The organism is Streptomyces sp. NPDC031100, assembly GCF_055570785.1.
Genome location: NZ_JBVIGN010000001.1, coordinates 838,552 through 855,439 on the forward strand (window position 1 = coordinate 838,552; position 16,888 = coordinate 855,439).

Genomic DNA, 16,888 nt, shown 5'->3' on the forward strand with positions numbered 1-16,888 from the left:
TACGACGCGGATCGTCAGAGGGCGGCGGCCCCGTGCTCCCGTAGCGCCTGGTCGTACTGCTGGAGGACCCACAACTCGTTCTGTACGGCGGCCAGCTGGGCCGGGTCGCCGCCTGCGGAGAGGCGGGCCATCTGGGACTGGATGTCACGGACGCGGCGCTCCACCGCACGGCGGCGGACCTGGACCAGGACCGTGCCCGCGTACACCTCGTCGACCGTCCGGCGCATGATCGGCTCGACCGCGAGTTCGGTGACCATCGCGCGGACCGTGTCGTCCGGGGCCGCGTCGCGGACGCGCACCAGGTAGTCCTGCGGGTCCTGCGGGCCGGACTCCGCACCGCCCGTTTCCATGATCGCCTGGCGTACGGCGGCGTAGGGGGCCGCCGTGAACTCGTCGATGCCGTAGGCGTCGAAGGCCGGGGAGACCAGCTCGGGGCGCTGCAGGGCGAGCTTGAGGAGTTCGCGCTCGGTGGCGTAGACGGGGTTGCGGAGCTGGAGGGCGGGGCCGGTGGCCGCAGGCCGGGGCGCGGCCTGGTACGGCTGTGGGCCCGCCGGGGCCGGTCCCTTGCCGCCGCGCTCGCGGGCCCACCGGGCCAGCTGGGCGACGCGCTTGACCACGAACTGGGTGTCGAGGATGCCGAGCATGCCAGCGAGTTGGACGGCGACCTCGTGCTGGGCGCCGCTGTTCTTGATGCGGGCGACGACCGGCGCGGCCTCGTCGAGGGCGCCGGCGCGGCCGGCCGGGGTGTCGAGGTCGTAGCGGCCCACGATCTGGCGGAGCGCGAACTCGAAGAGCGGGGTGCGCGGTTCGACCAGGTCGGCGACCGCCTCGTCGCCCTTGGCCAGGCGCAGGTCGCAGGGGTCCATGCCGTCGGGCGCGATCGCGATGTACGTCTCGGCGGCGAACTTCTGGTCGTCCTCGAAGGCGCGCAGGGCCGCCTTCTGGCCGGCCGCGTCGCCGTCGAAGGTGAAGATCACCCGGGCCGAGCCGTTGTCCATCAGCAGCCGGCGCAGGATCTTGATGTGGTCGCCGCCGAAGGCCGTACCGCAGGTGGCGATGGCCGTCGTCACGCCCGCCAGATGGCAGGCCATGACGTCCGTGTAGCCCTCGACGACGACCGCGCGGCTGGCCTTGGCGATGTGCTGCTTGGCGAGGTCGATGCCGTACAGGACCTGGGACTTCTTGTAGATCGCCGTCTCGGGCGTGTTCAGGTACTTCGGGCCGTTGTCCGCCTCGTACAGCTTGCGGGCGCCGAAGCCGACGACCTCGCCGCCGATGTCGCGGATCGGCCACATCAGGCGGCCGCGGAAGCGGTCGATGGGGCCGCGGCGGCCCTCCTGGGAGAGGCCGGAGAGGACCAGCTCCTTGTCCGTGAAGCCCTTGCCGCGCAGGTACCGGGTCAGGTGGTCCCAGCCCTGGGGGCTGTAGCCGACGCCGAAGTGGACGGCGGCGGCCTGGTCGAAACCGCGCTCGGCGAGGAAGATCCGGCCGGTCTCGGCCTCGGGGACGGTGGCGAGCTGCTCCTCGTACCACTGGGCGGCGATCTTGTGGGCCTCGACCAGGCGGATGCGCTCGCCGCGCTGGTGGGCCGGGTTGTACCCGCCCTCCTCGTAGCGCAGCGTGATGCCGGCCTGGGCCGCCAGGCGCTCGACCGCCTCCGAGAAGGAGAGGTGGTCCACCTTCATCACGAAGGTGATGGTGTCGCCGCCCTCCTGGCAGCCGAAGCAGTGGAAGAGTCCCTTGCTCGGGCTGACCTGGAAGGACGGCGACTTCTCGTCGTGGAAGGGGCACAGCCCCTTGAGGTTTCCGCCACCGGCGTTGCGCAGCTGGAGGTACTCGGAGACCACGGCGTCGATCGGGACCGCGTCCCGTACCGCCTTCACGTCCTCGTCGTTGATCCGTCCTGCCACGAGGTGATTCTACGGGGGTGGACCGACAGCCCTGGTGCTCAGGAGGTGAGGGTCTCCAGAGGCACGTGCGGGTCCGCCAGGGCCTCCGTGTTCACCTGGGCCTGGGAGCGGATGAGGTTCTGGATCGGCTCTGTGACATCCCACACGTTCACGTTCATCCCGGCCAGCACCCTCCCCTCCTTCACCCAGAACGCGATGAACTCCCGCTTGCCCGCGTCACCGCGGATCACCACCTCGTCGTACGACCCCGGGGGCGCCCAGCCGCTGTACTCCATCCCCAGGTCGTACTGGTCGGTGAAGAAGTAGGGCACGCGGTCGTAGGTGACGTCCTTGCCGAGCATCGCGCGGGCGGCGGCCGGGCCGCCGTTGAGGGCGTTGGCCCAGTGCTCGACCCGGAGCCGGGTGCCGAAGAGCGCCAGCGGGAACGCGGCGACGTCACCGGCCGCGAAGATGTCCGGGTCGGAGGTGCGCAGCCGTTCGTCCACGACGACACCGCCCCCGTGCGCCCGGTCCGCGATCTCCAGCCCCGCCGCCTCGGCCAGGCCCGTGCGCGGCGCCGCGCCGATGGCCGCCAGGACGGCGTGCGCCGGGTGCTCCTCGCCGTCGTCCGTGCGCACCGCGAGGACCATGCCGTCCTGGCCGACGATCTCGGTGAGCCGGACGCCGAAGCGGAAGCGGACGCCGTGCTCGCGGTGCAGCTCGCCGAAGACGCTGCCGAGCTCCGGGCCGAGGACGCCGTGCAGCGGGGTCGGCAGCGGCTCGATCACGGTGACCTCGGCGCCGTACTCGCGGGCCGCCGCCGCGACCTCCAGTCCGATCCAGCCGGCGCCCGCGATCACGATGTGCCCGTTGTCCCGGCCGAGCGCGGTGAGGACGCCCTTGAGGCGCTCGGCGTGGGCGAGGCGGCGCAGATGGTGGACGCCCGCCAGGCCGGTGCCGGGGATGTCCAGGCGGCGGGGCTCCGCGCCGGTGGCCAGAAGGAGCTTGTCGTAGTGGACGAGGGTGCCGTCGTCGCCGAAGCGCACGGTCTTCTCGGCACGGTCGATCCGGTCGACGGTCTGGCCGAGGTGCAGCTCGATGTCGTTCTGCGCGTACCAGGCCGGCTCGTGCACGAAGACGCTGTCGCGCTCCTCCTTGCCGAGCAGGTACCCCTTGGACAGCGGCGGGCGCTCGTACGGTTGGTCGCGTTCGTCGCAGATCAGTATCACCCGGCCGGTGAAGCCCTCCGACCGGAGCGTCTCGGCCGCCTTCGCGCCGGCGAGACCGCCTCCGACGATGACGAATGTCTGATCCGCGTCGACCACTTGATGCCTCCTCTTAAGGGTGCCGCCATATGCGAGCGTCCCGCACGCAGCGTGATGCGGGAAGAGGGGGTGACCCGATCAGGCCACCCAGGGTCACTTTCCTTTCACATATGCCCGGTCAGTCTCTCGTGCAGTGAGCGTGCGGAGGCGTCGGTGAGGGAGGCGATCTGATCGACGATCACCCGCTTGCGGGCGCTGTCGTCGGGTGCCTGGTCGAACAGCGCCCGGAACTGCGGGTCCAGGCCCTCCGGCGCGCGGGCGGTGAGCGCCTCGGCCAGTTCGGCGACGACCACCCGCTGGTCGGCGCGCAGCCGCTCCTGCTCGGCGCGCTGCATGACGTACCGGTCGGCGACCGCCTTGAGCACCGCGCACTCCATGCGGGTCTCGCGGGGTACGACGAGTTCGGCGCCGTAGCGGGTGAGCCGGCCGGTGCCGTACGCGGCGCGGGTGGCGGTCTCGGCGGCCAGGCAGAACCGGCCGATGAGCTGGCTGGTGGCGTCCTTGAGGCGGGCCTGGGCGACCGCCGTGCCGTCGTAGCCGTGCGGCCACCACTCCTCGTCCTGGAGGCGGTCGAGGGCGGCGGCGAGTTCGGCCGGGTCGGTGTCCGCCGGGACGTACCGGCCGATGGCGACCTCGAACACCGCCTGGCGCTCGGGCTCCGCCTGCAGGCAGTTGGGGTCGATGTGGCCGGCGTGCAGGCCGTCCTCGACGTCGTGCACCGAGTAGGCCACGTCGTCCGACCAGTCCATGACCTGGGCCTCGAAGCAGGTCCGGGTGCCGGGGGCGGTCTTGCGGACCCAGTCGAACACCGGGCGGTCGTCCTCGTACACGCCGAACTTCCTGGACTCCGGGTCGGTGGGGTGGGCGCCGCGCGACCAGGGGTACTTGGTGGCGGCGTCCAGGGCGGCGCGGGTGAGGTTGAGGCCGACGGAGCCCTCGGGGGTGAAGCGCTTGGGCTCGATGCGGGTGAGGAGTCTGAGGGACTGGGCGTTGCCCTCGAAGCCGCCGCAGTCGTCGGCGAACTCGTTCAGCGCGACTTCGCCGTTGTGGCCGAAGGGTGGGTGACCCAGGTCGTGCGAGAGGCAGGCTGCTTCCACCAGGTCGGGGTCGCAGCCGAGGGCTGCGCCGAGCTCGCGGCCGACCTGGGCGCACTCCAGGGAGTGGGTCAGCCGTGTCCGGGGGCTGGCGTCCCATGCCTGGCTGCGGGTGCCCGGGGTGACCACCTGGGTCTTGCCTGCGAGGCGTCGTAGGGCCGCGGAGTGCAGGATGCGGGCGCGGTCGCGTTGGAAGGCGGTGCGGCCTGGGCGTTTGTCTGGTTCGGGGGCCCAGCGGTCGACTGACGTCGGGTCGTAGGCGGTGTTTGCGTGTGCGGTGCCTTCCATGATTCGACAGTAAGCGTCGGCAGTGACAATTGGGGGGTGCCGGGCGCCTAGTCGTCCGCCGGGTTCTGTCATTTGGCGGGTGCGGGTGCGTTGGGGCTGGTCGCGCCCACGCGGCGGAGCCGCACATCGATACAGCCCCGCGCCCCTAGGCGGCTTCAGTCGACCGTGTTGTGACGCTCTGGTCGTAGCGGTGGAGCACCAGGCGGGCCATTGCCTCGTGGGCTCCCAGGGGAGCCGAAGCTATCCAGGGGGCCTGCTCCGCGCACTGCGTCGCGAAGCGCCCCGGGGCCGTGAAGTACGACGCGATCGCCACCCGGTGTCGTCCGCGCGCCGCCAGTGCCTGCAGCGCCGTCGGGACCGTCGGTGTCGCCGCCGAGGCGTACGCGGGGACGACGGGCACGCCCAGGCGGTCGGACAGGAGGCGGGCCGTGCGGCGGGTGTCCGTGGCCGAGTCGGGGTCGCGGGAGCCTGCTGCCGCGAGGACGACCGCGGTCGTGCGGCGCGTGGGCCCGTCCATCCGGGTCGGCCAGCCGGACTCGATCAGCCGGGCGTGCAGGGCCTCCGCGAGGAGCGGGTGCGGGCCGAGCGGTGCGGCCGTGCGGGTGTCGGCGGGCGCGGCGGCGGCCATCTCGGGGATGTCCTGCTTGACGTGGTAGCCCCGGCCGAGGAGCAGCGGGACCAGGACGGCGGAGGTGTCGCCCAGGGCGGCGAGGGTGTCGGGGAGCAGGGGCTCGTTCAGCTCGATGTGGCCCAGGTGGAGGGGGACGGCGGGGCGCAGCTGCCGTACCCGGTCCATCAGGGCCCGGACGGTGTGCAGCGCGCGCGGGTCGCGGCTGCCGTGGGCGACCAGGACCAGGGCGGGCGGGACCGGGCGGCGGCGTCCGGGCGGCGGGACCAGCCGGAGCCGGTCGGCGAGTCGGCTGCTGATGCTGTTCATGAGGTGCGCCGTGCTGTCGAGGTGGATGAGGGGCTCGTCGCGAGGAGGGTTCGACGCCGTCATGGAAGGATCCTGCCGCTGGGACGTTGCACCCCCGTTGCCGGGCCGTCACAGGCGTTTTCCGTACCATCACCGCGGGCGGCCACGTGGCGTGAGGCGAACCGGATCGGTTTCCTTCGCGTCCTCCATGGTCGGAAACCGAACACGTGGGGGACCGTATGAAGATCCGTCGACCGCGGCTGCCGCGCACCCGCAGCGGGCAGCGGCGGCTGGTGCAGGCCGTGATGGCCGGGTGTGTGCTGGCGCTGCTGCCGGCCACCTGGCTGTTCCTGTCGACGGCGGACCGGCTGCGGACGACGGCGGACGCGCCGCACACCGGTGTCGCCGTCGTGTTCGGGGCCGGGCTGTGGGACGGGGAGCCGTCGCCGTATCTCGCACACCGGCTGGACGCGGCGGCGAAGCTGTACCGGGACGGGCGGATCAGGGTCGTCCTGGTCACCGGGGACAACAGCCGCAAGGACTACGACGAGCCGGACGCGATGCGCACCTATCTGACCAGGCACGGCGTACCGGACGCGCGGATCGTCAGCGACTACGCCGGCTTCGACACCTGGGACTCCTGCGTGCGGGCCAAGAAGATCTTCGGCGTGGACCGGGCGGTGCTGATCAGCCAGGATTTCCACATCCGGCGGGCCGTGGCGCTGTGCCGGGCGGCGGGGGTGGACTCGTACGGCGTCGGGGTCCAGGACAAGCACGATGCGACCTGGTACTACGGCGGCACCCGCGAGGTGTTCGCGGCGGGCAAGGCGGCGCTGGACGCGGTGTTCCATCCGGATCCGACGTTCCTGGGGCCGAGGGAGCCCGGGGTGGCACGGGCGCTCGCCGCGGGAGGCTGACCTCGGCCTCACGGCGGCCGGGCGGCGGCGGGGAGGTCGGCTTCCCGGTCGCGTAACAAGGAGCCAGCACGTGCCGTAACACTCCCGAAGCACGCTGGTCCGCATGGAGACCACCTCGACGCCCACCCACTGCCCGTACTGCGCCCTGCAGTGCGGGATGAACATCACGCCCCTGCCGCAGGGGGGCGTCGAGGTGACCGAGCGGGCGGACTTCCCGGTGAACCGGGGTGCGCTGTGCGGCAAGGGGCGGACGGCGGCCGCGGTGCTGGCATCGAGCGTTCGCCTGACCTCGCCGCTGGTGCGGTCCGGTGGCCGGCTGGAGCCCGCTTCCTGGGCGGAGGCGCTGGACCTGATCGCCGAGCGGCTCGGGACGACGCGGGAGCGGTACGGTCCCGACGCGCTGGGGGTGTTCGGCGGGGGCGGGCTGACGAACGAGAAGGCGTACACGCTCGGCAAGTTCGCCCGGGTGGTGCTGGGCACCTCGCAGATGGACTACAACGGCCGCTTCTGCATGTCGTCGGCGGCGGCCGCCGGCACGAAGGCGTTCGGTCTGGACCGGGGGCTGCCGTTCCCGCTGGAGGACATCCCGAAAAGCGGGTGCGTGATCCTCGTCGGCTCCAACCTCGCCGAGACCATGCCGCCGTCGCTGCGCTTCTTCAGCGAGCTGCGGGAGAACGGCGGCACGCTGATCGTCGTCGACCCGCGCCGGACGAAGACCGCCGAGCAGGCGGACCTGCACCTGGCGCCCCGCCCGGGGACGGATCTCGCCCTCGCCCTCGGCCTGCTGCACCTGGTGGTCGCCGAGGGCCGGACCGACGAGGACTTCATCCGGAAGCGCACGACCGGCTGGGAGGAGGCCCGGGCGACGGCGATGGCGCACTGGCCGGAGTACGTCGAGCGGATCACGGGGGTGTCCGTGCCGCAGCTGCGGGAGGCGGTACGGCTGTTCTGCGAGCCGGAGGCGGCGATGGTGCTCACCGCACGCGGGCCGGAGCAGCAGTCCAAGGGGACGGACACGGTGGGCGCATGGATCAACCTGTGCCTGGCGACCGGCCGCGCGGGCCGCCCGCTGTCCGGGTACGGCTGCCTGACGGGCCAGGGCAACGGGCAGGGCGGCCGGGAACACGGCCAGAAGGCCGACCAGTTGCCCGGCTACCGCAAGCTGGACGACCCGGCGGCGCGGCGGCACGTGGCCGGGGTCTGGGGCGTGGATCCGGACCGCCTTCCCGGTCCCGGACGCAGCGCGTACGAGCTGCTGGACGCGCTCGGCACGGACATCCGCTCGCTGCTGCTGATGGGGTCCAACCCGGTGGTGTCGGCGCCGCGCGCGGCCCACGTCGAGGAGCGGCTGCGCTCGCTGGACTTCCTGGCCGTGTGCGATGTCGTCCTGTCGGAGACGGCGGAGCTGGCGGACGTCGTGCTGCCGGTCACCCAGTGGGCTGAGGAGTCGGGCACGACGACCAGCCTGGAGGGCAGGGTCCTGCTGCGCCGGCAGGCCGTCGCCCCGCCGGCGGGCGTCCACAGCGACCTGTACGTGCTGCACGAGCTGGCCGCCCGGCTGGGCGTGGAGAAGGGCTTCCCGACCGACCCCGAGGAGGTCTTCGACGAGCTGCGCAGGGCGAGCGCGGGTGGTCCGGCGGACTACTCGGGGATCACCTACCGGCGGCTGGCGGAGGAGAACGGGGTGTTCTGGCCGTGTCCGGCGACCGTGGGCGCGGCCGGCGAGGACGGCGAGGACGCGGTGCTCGACGCACTCCCCGACGACCCGGCCCAGGACGCCGGGACCGCCGTACACCCCGGGACCCCCCGCCTCTTCCTCGACCGGTTCGCCACCGCCGACGGCCGGGCCCGGTTCGCGGCCGTGGCCCATCGGGCCGCCGCCGAGGAGCCGGACGCGGACTATCCGCTGCTGCTGACGACCGGCCGGGTGGTCTCGCAGTACCAGTCGGGGGCGCAGACGCGGCGGGTGGCGGAGCTGAACGCGGCCGCGCCCGGCCCGTTCGTGGAGGTGCACCCGCGCCTCGCGGCCCGGCTCGGGGCGGCCGAGGGCGACCCGCTCGCGGTCGTCTCCCGGCGCGGCCGGGCCGTGGCGCCCGCGCGGATCACCACCGCCATCCGCCCCGACACGGTCTTCATGCCCTTCCACTGGCCCGGCGAGGGCCGCGCCAACACCCTCACGAACCCCGCCCTGGACCCGACCTCGAAGATGCCGGAGTTCAAGACGTGCGCGGTGCGGGTGGAGGCTGTAGGACCACAGGAGTAGTCAGGTTCCGACCGTGGGACGCGGTGGGGGTGGGGCGAGTCGGCGTAGCTTCGTGGCATGTCCGACATCGCGGAGTTCGACCTCGACGCCTATCTGGAGCGCATCGGATGGGAGGGCGGCAGGCGTGCCGACCTGGCGACCCTGCGGGGTGTGCACCTGGCGCACGCCTTCTCGCTCCCCTTCGAGAACCTGGAACCCCTGTCCGGCCGGGCCCCGTCGCTCGCGCCCGGCGACCTGATGGCCAAGCTGGTCCGCGGCCGTCGGGGCGGCTACTGCTACGAGCAGAACACCCTGCTCAGGCTGGCCCTGGAGGCGCTCGGCCTCGGGGTGGGCGGGCTGGCCGGGCGGGTGGTGCTGGGGGCCGAGACCGTGGAGAGCCGGCCACGTACGCACATGATGCTGAAGGTGGCGGTGCCGGGTGATCCCCAGCCGTACCTCGCGGACGTCGGGTTCGGCGCGGGCGGGGCGCTGCTCCAGCCGGTGCCGCTGCGGGTCGGCGAGGAGTTCGAGGGCGCGGGGCGCCGGCACCGGCTCGTACACCTGCCGCACGGCGGGCCGCTCGCCCTGTGGGCGCTGCAGGCGTACGACCGCCGGGCACGGGACTGGGTGAGTCAGTACGCGTTCACGCTGGAGCCGTTCGCCGCGCCCGACTTCGAGGTGTTCAACTGGCACGTCGGCACCAACCCTCGCTCCCCCTTCACCCAGCGCCCTTACCTGCAGCGGACCACCCCCGAACGGCACCTCGCCCTCGACGGCGCCCGGCTGGTCGAGACCCGCGCCGACGGCACGGTGGTCGAGCGCAGGCTGACCGAGGAGACGCAGGCGCGGCGTGTGGTGGAGGAGGAGTTCGGGATCGTGGTGCCCGAGGGGGTCAGGCTGCTGGGCTGACGCAGGCTCTCAGCGCCGGGCCGGCCAGTCGCCACCCGGTATCGGCCGTCCCTCGGCCCGCAGTCGGTCGGCGACGCGCGGCGCGGCCAGGTAGACCCAGGCCCGGACGGCGGTGCCGTCGGCGCGTACGACGTCCCGGGCGACGCGCTCGTACAGGTTGCCGGGGTCGCCCGGGGCGTACTCCTCCAGCCGGTCCAGTTCCGCGAGCAGGCGGCCGTACGCCTCGGGGAGCGCGGTGATCAGGTCGCCGTGGACCGCTCCCCCGGGTGCCTCGACGGCGTAGGGGTAGCCGGGGCCGTCGTAGAGCGCCGCGTCCGCCAGGCGGGCGGGTTCCTCGGTGTGGGTGCGGCCGCGCAGGAACAGGTCGTGGTTGGCCTCGCCGGGGCGGAGGGTGCCGTAGACGAAGAACGGCAGCGGGTCTCGGGGTTCCGAAGCGATCACGGAAACGATTCTCTACCCCCTCCGTCTCCCCACACATCTCCATGAACGGGCTATGGACATGACATGTCATGGCCCCTTAAATCACTGGGGACATCCGTGCGCCGCCCCCACGCCTCGAAGGCGCCTCCCCAAGGAGACAGATGAGTCGGATACGTCCGCACGTCCGAGGAACCCGTCGTCTCGCCACCGCCGGCGTCGCCGTCACGACCGCGACCCTGCTGGCCGCCGCGCTCTCCCCCGCCGCCCACGCCGACGGCCGGCCGACCCGGGCCTCCGCCGTCGAGAACGCGGCCTCCGCCCTCGTGGCACAGGCCGCGAGCCTGGGCCTCACCGCCGCCCAGGACACCAGCGTCCGGGACGTGATCGTCGACAGAGACGGCACCCAGCACGTCCGCTACGACCGCACCTACCACCAACTCCCGGTGCTCGGCGGCGACTTCGTCGTCCACCTGGCCCCGAACGGCGCCTACCGCAGCGCCAACCGGGCGACCAGGAGCCCGATATCCCTGTCCTCGATCCTCCCCAAGGTGTCGGGCCCCCAGGCCGCCGACCTCGCGGTGAACGCCCTGCGCGCCGCCAACCTCGGTGACGCCCTGAAGAACCTCAGGGCCAAGCCCGAGCTGGTCGTCGACGCCCTGCACGGAGCGCCGAGGCTCGCCTGGCGGACCAACGCCGTCGGCCAGGACTCGCTCGGCAACCCGGTCGCCCGGACCGTGCTGACCGACGCCCGCACCGGCGCCCAGATCGACGCCTGGGACAGCATCGAGACGGCCACCGGCGACGGCAAGTCGCTGTACGGCGGGACGGTCCCCCTTGAGACCACCCTCTCCGGCTCGACGTACCAGCTCAAGGACCCGACCCGCGGCAACACCTACACCGGTGACGCGGAGAACAAGACCGACCTGTGCTTCTTCGGCATCTGCTTCAGCCGGGCCCCCGCGACCCTGTTCACGGACGCCGACAACCACTGGGGCTCGGGCACCACCGCCGACCGCGCCTCGGCCGCCGTCGACGCCCAGTACGGCACCAACGAGACCTGGGACTACTACAAGAACGTCCACGGCCGCAGCGGCATCGCCGGCGACGGCAAGGGCTCGTACAACCGCGTCCACTACGGCAGCAACTACAACAACGCCTTCTGGGACGACAGTTGCTTCTGCATGACCTACGGCGACGGTGACGGCACCACCTTCGGGCCGCTGGTCGCGCTGGACGTGGCCGGGCACGAGATGACGCACGGCGTCACCTCCAAGACGGCGGCGCTGACGTACTCGGGCGAGTCCGGCGGCCTGAACGAGGCCACGTCCGACATCCTCGGCACCATGGTCGAGTGGTACGCCAACAACCCCTCGGACCAGGGCGACTACCTCATCGGCGAGAAGATCGTGAAGCCCGGCTTCGGCAAGGCGGCCCTGCGCTTCATGGACAAGCCGTCCAAGGACGGCAACTCGGCGGACTACTGGAGCTCGTCGGTCGGCAACCTGGACGTCCACTACTCCTCGGGCGTCGCGAACCACTTCGCGTACCTGCTCGCGGAGGGCAGCGGCGCGAAGACCATCAACGGGGTCAGCTACGACTCGCCGACGTACAACGGCTCGACGGTCACCGGCATCGGCCGGGACAAGGTCGGCAAGATCTGGTACCGGGCACTGACGGTCTACATGACGTCCTCCACGAACTACAAGGCCGCCCGCACGGCCACCCTGAACGCGGCCAAGGATCTTTACGGCGCGGGGGGCACGGAGTACAACGCAGTGGGGGCGGCTTGGAGCGCGGTGAACGTGAACTGAACCTGCTCTGATGCGCGTTGTGCGGCCGCCCCGGTTGACTGGAACCGGGGCGGCCGCCTCGCGCTCCGACCACTGCCGGCCACCGGTCAGAGTGCTGGAACGAGCCTGACCACGGTGACGGTCAGCACGGATCCGGAGACGTAGTAGAGCGCGATGGCACCGAGGACCGTGGCTTCGCGTCGATCGCGTTCACCCCTGACGGCGGTCGACCCGTGCCCGTACGGGTCCCGGCCGATGGTGCCCGCCATCGCCTCCCTGAACGCATCGGCGTTCCGCATCTTGGCCAGGGTGTCGTCGGCGGGCGGGGCGTAGGTGATGCGGTAGCTCAAGCGACGCCCCGCCTCTCGGCCTCGTCCGCCGCGAGCCTCTGAAGCAGCGCGTCCGCCTCCGGGTCGGGAACGGATTCGAGCATCCAGTGCCGCATGACCGCATGGATGTCGTGCACCCCGGCCTCGTTGATGGCCTGGTCGAACTCCTCGCGCCGCTCCTCGGGGAGAGCTGCGCGGATGTCGGGGATGCTGTTGGGGACCTCGACCTCGACGCCGCTGACGAAGGTCTTGAGCGGTTCGGCCATGGTCGTCCTCCTTGGTGGCGGGGGTGCGCTGCCGCCACCGTAATCGGGGATTACGACCCGAGGGGCGACATCGAGCTCGCACCACACGGACTTGCCGACGGCCAGCTCCTCCACGCCCCACCGGTCGGCGACCTCGCGCACGATGAGCAACCCTCGGCCGAACGGCTCATCCTTCCTCGCGTCACGCGGGCTGGGCAGTAACTCGCCATTCGGGTCGGAGACGGACACCCGTACGGCCCGCTCGGTCAAGGCGAGTTCGATGCGGAAGAGTCGGCCACGGAGACAGCCGTGCAGTACGGCGTTGCCGCCCAGCTCCGAGACCAACAGGGCGGTGTCGGCCGCCAGTTCCGGGTACCCCCAGTCGGTGATGAGCCGCTGGGCCCGTCGACGGGCAAGAGTGACGCTCTTGGGGAGCGGGGTGTAGTCGAGACGGTCGTAGTGGAGGAGGACTTCGGGCTCTTCGGGGGCGACCATGTCGCTCACCTCCGGGCAGGGGTGGGCAGCGCCAGCAACTGGCGCCGCTGTGCAATCGGTTCGTCACCGACAGTAGGGGCCCAGTCGGATTGCACGCAAGTTCCTCTTGGATAAATTCCTCCGATCAGGTTTTGCGGCAGGTCCGCCATCACGCCAGACTGACGGCGCACCAACAGCCAGAGGGGGCAACGTGACAGCGATCCGGCCGACGCAGGGCAACAGCACGTCCACTGTCCTGGGGCGCCGACTGGGCGGCGAACTCGCCAAGTTGCGTACGGCGGCCGGCCGCACCCAGACCCACGCGGCCAAGGCGCTGACGGCATCCACGACGAAGGTCGCGAAGATGGAAGGCGGTTGGGTCCCCGTACGGGACCCTGACATCCGGGCGCTGTGCGAGCTATACGGAGTTCACGACCCCGGAACGGTCGGAGGCCTCCTGGAGCTGGCCCGGGTCGACCGTGAGCGCCGCAAGGCCAAGGGCTGGTGGGACGACTACAGCATTCCCGGTGTCATGCAGGAATACATCGCCTTGGAGAGCGCTGCAACCGTGATCAGGGCTTGGCAGCCGGCGTTCGTTCCAGGCCTCCTTCAAACGCCGGAGTACGTACGAGGCTTGCGGGCGAACTCGGCAGCACGGGCGACCGAGAACCCGAAGTCAGACGAGGAGTTTGTCGCGGCGAGAATCGCCCGTCGGCGACGCCTCTCCGAGGAACCGCTGCTCTCACTGCGGGTTGTCATCTACGAAGCAGCCCTCCGCAACTTCCCCGGCGGCGTGGCGACGGCCAAGGAGCAGATCGAGGAACTCCTGAGGCTGGCCGACCTGCCAACCGTCAGCTTCCGCGTCTTCCCTTTCAGCGCTGGCACACACCCGGGCCTGCACGGCTCGTTCAACATCCTCTCGTTCGCCGAGCCCGGCGCCATGGACGTCGTGTACGTCGAAGCACCCTTCGCCGAGCGGTGGGTGGAGGGCGGAGAGGCCGCAGCCGCCTACGATGAGTTGTTCGAGAGGATCGCCGAGCGCTCCCTGAACGAACGAGATTCAGCCTCGTTCCTCCTCAACCTATGTAAGGAGCCGTGAGTCGTGCCTGCGTTCGAATACCACAAATCCAGCTACAGCGACGACAAGGCCGAGTGCGTCGAGGTCGCCACCAACATCCCCACCACCGTCGCCATACGCGACTCCAAGAACCTCGGCGGCCGGTGCCTCCACGTCACCCCCGCAGCTTGGTCAGCCTTCCAAGAAGCGCTGGCAAGCGATCCGGGCCTGGTCTGACGCGGCTGGGGCTGGGACGGTCCATCGAGTACGTCGTCCAAGCCGTGAACGAACTTGGCTTCGTGCTGCGGGTCAGGGCACCGGCGGTCCAGCGCATGCGGCGTCGAGGTTGCCGAGGCCGATCGCGGTCTGCTGGGCCGTGGGCAACAGCCAGGTGATGAACTCGGCCTTGATCTGGCACTAGCGGGCAATCGTACTGAGCCTGGCGGCCTCAGCCGACGCCCTGATGGGCACCATCCGATGGACAAGGCGGGTGCCGGCTCGGCCCTGAACAACACCATCCAGCAGGCCGGCGAGACCCTCGGCATCGCGATCCTCGGCTCTCCGCTGACGAGCGGCTACACGGACGAGATGCCCGCCAATGCCCCGGCCTGCCTGTCCATCACCGGCGTGTACGCGACGGTCGATCCGGGCCTCTTCCACACGGCCCATGAGGCCTTCACGACGCACATGGCCGACATACGACGTCAGAGCCGCGCTCCGGCAGACCCTGCGATACTCGCGGCGACGGAAGAGCTGTCGGGCGGCTGGAGGGTGTCTGAAAAGCCAGTCAGCGGGCGCTGCGGGCCGGCTGCGAGCGCGGCGGCCTATGGCTGAGCGGTTTTGCCTGGCTCGGGCACTGCCGCCGCCTCTCGGAGGACTACGAATTCCAGCGCGTCAACTCGGAGAACCCCATCTATCTGGCCATGGCCCTGCTTGCACCGCCTCGCAGCGTCAGACCGCTCACCGGCTTTTCAGACACCCTCTAGAGATCTTTAAGGGTGCGGGTTACGTGGGGTCGTGACGGCTGTCGTCCGCGCTATGCCAGGAGGATGAGGTATCCCGATGGCGGTGGACTGACGGCCGAGGAACGGGCTCGGCGCGAGCAAGTCCGGCTCGCGGCCGCTGACCTGATCGAAGCCGGGGCCAGCGACCGGGAGGTGGCCCGACGGTTCAGGGTGACCCGGATGTCGGCGAACCGCTGGCGGCGGGCGCTGGCATGGGGCGGACGTCAGGCCCTGACTTCCAAGGGCCCCGGCGGCGCGCGCTGCAAGCTCGACGCGGGACAACTCCACGTTCTGGAGGCGGTGTTGGATGCCGGTCCGGCCCGTCTCCGGCTGGCCTGACCAGTGCTGGACGCTGGCCCGGATCGCCGAGATCGTGCGCCGCCGGTTCGGTGTCAAGTACACCCTGGCCGGGCTGGACCTGCTGCTACACCGCATCGGCTGGAGCGTGCAGGCCCCCTCCCGCAAGGCCACCGAGCGGGACGAGGTCAAGATCGCCGCCTGGAAGGACGAGCAGTGGCCCGTCGCAAAAAGAGGGCGGCGGACCTGGGCGCCTGGCTCTGCTTCGAGGACGAAGCTGGCCAGGGCCTGAGGCCGCCCAAGGGCCGCACCTGGGGCCGCCGAGGCCACACCCCGATCGTGCGGGTCACCGCCCAGGGCACCAAGCGCGTCTCCATGGCCGCGCTGATCTGCACCAAGACCGGCCACCGGCCGCGGCTGATCTACCGCATCCACCTCGACCACGGTCCCGCCAAGGGCCCGCAAGGGCTTCACCGAGGCCGACTACGCACGTCTCCTGGACGCCGCACACCAGCAGCTCGGTGGCCCCGTCGTGCTGGTGTGGGACAACCTGAACACGCACGTCAGCCACACCATGCGCGGGCTGATCGCCGCCCGATTATGGCTGACCGTCTACCAGCTGCCGCCGTACGCTCCCGAGCTCAACCCCGTCGAGGGTGTGTGGTCGCGTCTGAAGAGGTCGCTGGCCAACCTCACCAAACACAGCCTCGACCAGCTCACCGCGTTGGTGAAGACACGGCTGAAACGCATGCAGTACCGCGCCCGCCTCATCCAGGGCCTCATCACCAAGACCGGGCTCGACCTCCAACCGCCATAACCTCAGCCGTTAAAGATCTCTAGCGGCGCCATCCGCTTCGCGGAAAGCCCGGCCGAGCTTGTCCGAGCCTGAGTCAAGATCCACTGGCCAAATACGACGCTTCCGGTTCCTGCGGCAATCGACGGGGGGCCCACTGGGCAAAGGACGGCGGTGCTGTATTCGACTACGCCCGATGTGCCTAGGATGACACCGCCGGTGTCGCTGACTGCTCCAACAAAGGTTTGGGCAAGGCCAGACCAGAAGTCGCAGGGCTGGACAGGTAGTTGCCCACGTCCATGCTGGAGTCACCGGGGCCTGGATCCGCTGCCGACGTGCAATACGTGGTGAGACCGGTTCCAGAGCACTGCAGGCCCGTGCCGCTGCTGGTGTGGCCGGTGCTGTTGGTGTGCGACGTGCCGGTCTTGTTGTAGTGGACCTCCGTGATGATCTCGCCCGAGCCGTCGCCCTTGGGGACGCCGACGCCGCACGCATTGCCATACACAGGCCGGTCGGGTCGGCTTGGGTGACGGGTGTGTTGCCGGCGTAGCCGTAGCCGTTGAGGGACTGGTGCTGGTCGACCGACAGGACCGGGTCGACGCTGATGAACTGGCCGATGGTGGGGTCGTATTCGCGGGCCCCGACGTGTGTCAGGCCGGTCGTGTCGTCGGCCGGCTCGCCCAGGAACGTCTTGTCGTCCAGCCAGGACGCCGGCTTGGTGCCCGCGGGGCGCCGAACGGCGTGCTGTAACGCTTGGTGACTGCGTATGTGGTCGCGTCCAGGGCGATGCTGGAGGTGCCGTGGTGGTCGCCGGTCAGGAAGCTGAGCTTCGTACCGGAGACCCCGGAGGTGGCGGTGCGGACCGCGATCGTCTGGCCGCGTGCAGGACTGGACAGTCG

The 16,888-nt window shown here is 70.9% G+C and carries 14 protein-coding genes and 3 pseudogenes; 8 read left to right on the forward strand and 9 right to left on the reverse strand.

The window, feature by feature from the left end:
• Nucleotides 1–14: 14 nt before the first annotated feature.
• The 4 genes from dnaG to ACZ5DS_RS03895 all read right to left on the reverse strand — a co-directional run bounded on the left by dnaG (nucleotide 15) and on the right by ACZ5DS_RS03895 (nucleotide 5,596).
• On the reverse strand, nucleotides 15–1,910 hold the full coding sequence (gene dnaG, locus ACZ5DS_RS03880; protein ID WP_468233614.1) for a DNA primase: 1,896 nt from the start codon (nucleotides 1,908–1,910) through the stop codon (nucleotides 15–17).
• Nucleotides 1,911–1,948: 38 nt separating this feature from the next.
• Complete coding sequence (locus ACZ5DS_RS03885) at nucleotides 1,949–3,214, reverse strand: NAD(P)/FAD-dependent oxidoreductase (RefSeq protein WP_468233616.1); 1,266 nt, start codon at nucleotides 3,212–3,214, stop codon at nucleotides 1,949–1,951.
• A gap of 104 nt (nucleotides 3,215–3,318) precedes the next feature.
• Entirely contained in the window at nucleotides 3,319–4,596 is a 1,278-nt protein-coding gene (locus ACZ5DS_RS03890) for a deoxyguanosinetriphosphate triphosphohydrolase (RefSeq protein ID WP_468233618.1), read from the reverse strand.
• Nucleotides 4,597–4,741: 145 nt separating this feature from the next.
• A complete protein-coding gene (locus ACZ5DS_RS03895) occupies nucleotides 4,742–5,596 on the reverse strand; it encodes a sirohydrochlorin chelatase (RefSeq protein WP_468233620.1) in 855 nt (284 codons plus the stop codon).
• 155 nt (nucleotides 5,597–5,751) lie between these two features.
• Here ACZ5DS_RS03895 and ACZ5DS_RS03900 point away from each other — a divergent pair, with 155 nt between their 5' ends.
• The 3 genes from ACZ5DS_RS03900 to ACZ5DS_RS03910 all read left to right on the forward strand — a co-directional run bounded on the left by ACZ5DS_RS03900 (nucleotide 5,752) and on the right by ACZ5DS_RS03910 (nucleotide 9,580).
• Nucleotides 5,752–6,429: a SanA/YdcF family protein gene (locus ACZ5DS_RS03900; RefSeq protein ID WP_468233622.1), complete on the forward strand. Its 678-nt coding sequence runs from the start codon at nucleotides 5,752–5,754 to the stop codon at nucleotides 6,427–6,429.
• Between the two features lie 103 nt (nucleotides 6,430–6,532).
• Nucleotides 6,533–8,692 (forward strand): molybdopterin oxidoreductase family protein, encoded by a 2,160-nt coding sequence (locus tag ACZ5DS_RS03905; protein ID WP_468233624.1) that lies wholly within the window; start codon nucleotides 6,533–6,535, stop codon nucleotides 8,690–8,692.
• Between the two features lie 57 nt (nucleotides 8,693–8,749).
• Entirely contained in the window at nucleotides 8,750–9,580 is an 831-nt protein-coding gene (locus tag ACZ5DS_RS03910; RefSeq protein WP_468233626.1) for an arylamine N-acetyltransferase family protein, read from the forward strand.
• A 9-nt stretch (nucleotides 9,581–9,589) separates the two neighbouring features.
• Here the strand turns inward: ACZ5DS_RS03910 and ACZ5DS_RS03915 are convergent, their stop codons facing one another.
• Nucleotides 9,590–10,021: a gamma-glutamylcyclotransferase family protein gene (locus tag ACZ5DS_RS03915; protein ID WP_468233628.1), complete on the reverse strand. Its 432-nt coding sequence runs from the start codon at nucleotides 10,019–10,021 to the stop codon at nucleotides 9,590–9,592.
• Nucleotides 10,022–10,161: 140 nt separating this feature from the next.
• Between ACZ5DS_RS03915 and ACZ5DS_RS03920 the strand changes: the two genes are divergently transcribed.
• Complete coding sequence (locus ACZ5DS_RS03920) at nucleotides 10,162–11,811, forward strand: M4 family metallopeptidase (protein ID WP_468233630.1); 1,650 nt, start codon at nucleotides 10,162–10,164, stop codon at nucleotides 11,809–11,811.
• 86 nt (nucleotides 11,812–11,897) lie between these two features.
• On the opposite strand, the gene ACZ5DS_RS03925 is transcribed toward ACZ5DS_RS03920, so the two are convergent.
• The 3 genes and pseudogenes from ACZ5DS_RS03925 to ACZ5DS_RS03935 form a co-directional block, all read right to left on the reverse strand.
• Entirely contained in the window at nucleotides 11,898–12,140 is a 243-nt protein-coding gene (locus tag ACZ5DS_RS03925; protein WP_468233632.1) for a hypothetical protein, read from the reverse strand.
• Entirely contained in the window at nucleotides 12,137–12,385 is a 249-nt protein-coding gene (locus tag ACZ5DS_RS03930) for a hypothetical protein (RefSeq protein WP_468233892.1), read from the reverse strand. Before ACZ5DS_RS03930 ends, ACZ5DS_RS03925 begins: the two co-directional genes overlap by 4 nt.
• Nucleotides 12,386–12,484: 99 nt before the next feature.
• Nucleotides 12,485–12,859 (reverse strand): annotated as a pseudogene (locus ACZ5DS_RS03935) (ATP-binding protein); the annotation flags it as partial.
• A gap of 190 nt (nucleotides 12,860–13,049) precedes the next feature.
• Between ACZ5DS_RS03935 and ACZ5DS_RS03940 the strand changes: the two are divergent.
• The 4 genes and pseudogenes from ACZ5DS_RS03940 (at nucleotide 13,050) to ACZ5DS_RS03955 (ending at nucleotide 16,013) form a co-directional block, all read left to right on the forward strand.
• Nucleotides 13,050–13,937 (forward strand): helix-turn-helix domain-containing protein, encoded by an 888-nt coding sequence (locus ACZ5DS_RS03940; RefSeq protein WP_468233634.1) that lies wholly within the window; start codon nucleotides 13,050–13,052, stop codon nucleotides 13,935–13,937.
• A 3-nt stretch (nucleotides 13,938–13,940) separates the two neighbouring features.
• Nucleotides 13,941–14,132, forward strand: coding sequence for a DUF397 domain-containing protein (locus tag ACZ5DS_RS03945; RefSeq protein ID WP_468233636.1), 192 nt, complete (start codon nucleotides 13,941–13,943; stop codon nucleotides 14,130–14,132).
• Nucleotides 14,133–14,372: 240 nt separating this feature from the next.
• Entirely contained in the window at nucleotides 14,373–14,729 is a 357-nt protein-coding gene (locus ACZ5DS_RS03950; protein ID WP_468233638.1) for a hypothetical protein, read from the forward strand.
• A 215-nt stretch (nucleotides 14,730–14,944) separates the two neighbouring features.
• Nucleotides 14,945–16,013, forward strand: a pseudogene (locus ACZ5DS_RS03955) (IS630 family transposase).
• A 480-nt stretch (nucleotides 16,014–16,493) separates the two neighbouring features.
• Here the strand turns inward: ACZ5DS_RS03955 and ACZ5DS_RS03960 are convergent.
• A pseudogene (locus ACZ5DS_RS03960) lies at nucleotides 16,494–16,873 on the reverse strand (RHS repeat-associated core domain-containing protein); the annotation flags it as partial.
• Nucleotides 16,874–16,888 lie beyond the last annotated feature (15 nt).

What these genes read in the sequence shown, in the direction of transcription:
- ACZ5DS_RS03890 (WP_468233618.1), bottom strand. Translation starts at nt 4,596, where the DNA reads ATGGAAGGCACCGCACACGCAAACACCGCCTACGACCCGACGTCAGTC.
- ACZ5DS_RS03895 (WP_468233620.1), bottom strand. Translation starts at nt 5,596, where the DNA reads ATGACGGCGTCGAACCCTCCTCGCGACGAGCCCCTCATCCACCTCGAC.
- ACZ5DS_RS03900 (WP_468233622.1), top strand. Translation starts at nt 5,752, where the DNA reads ATGAAGATCCGTCGACCGCGGCTGCCGCGCACCCGCAGCGGGCAGCGG.
- ACZ5DS_RS03905 (WP_468233624.1), top strand. Translation starts at nt 6,533, where the DNA reads ATGGAGACCACCTCGACGCCCACCCACTGCCCGTACTGCGCCCTGCAG.
- ACZ5DS_RS03910 (WP_468233626.1), top strand. Translation starts at nt 8,750, where the DNA reads ATGTCCGACATCGCGGAGTTCGACCTCGACGCCTATCTGGAGCGCATC.
- ACZ5DS_RS03920 (WP_468233630.1), top strand. Translation starts at nt 10,162, where the DNA reads ATGAGTCGGATACGTCCGCACGTCCGAGGAACCCGTCGTCTCGCCACC.
- ACZ5DS_RS03930 (WP_468233892.1), bottom strand. Translation starts at nt 12,385, where the DNA reads ATGGCCGAACCGCTCAAGACCTTCGTCAGCGGCGTCGAGGTCGAGGTC.
- ACZ5DS_RS03950 (WP_468233638.1), top strand. Translation starts at nt 14,373, where the DNA reads ATGGACAAGGCGGGTGCCGGCTCGGCCCTGAACAACACCATCCAGCAG.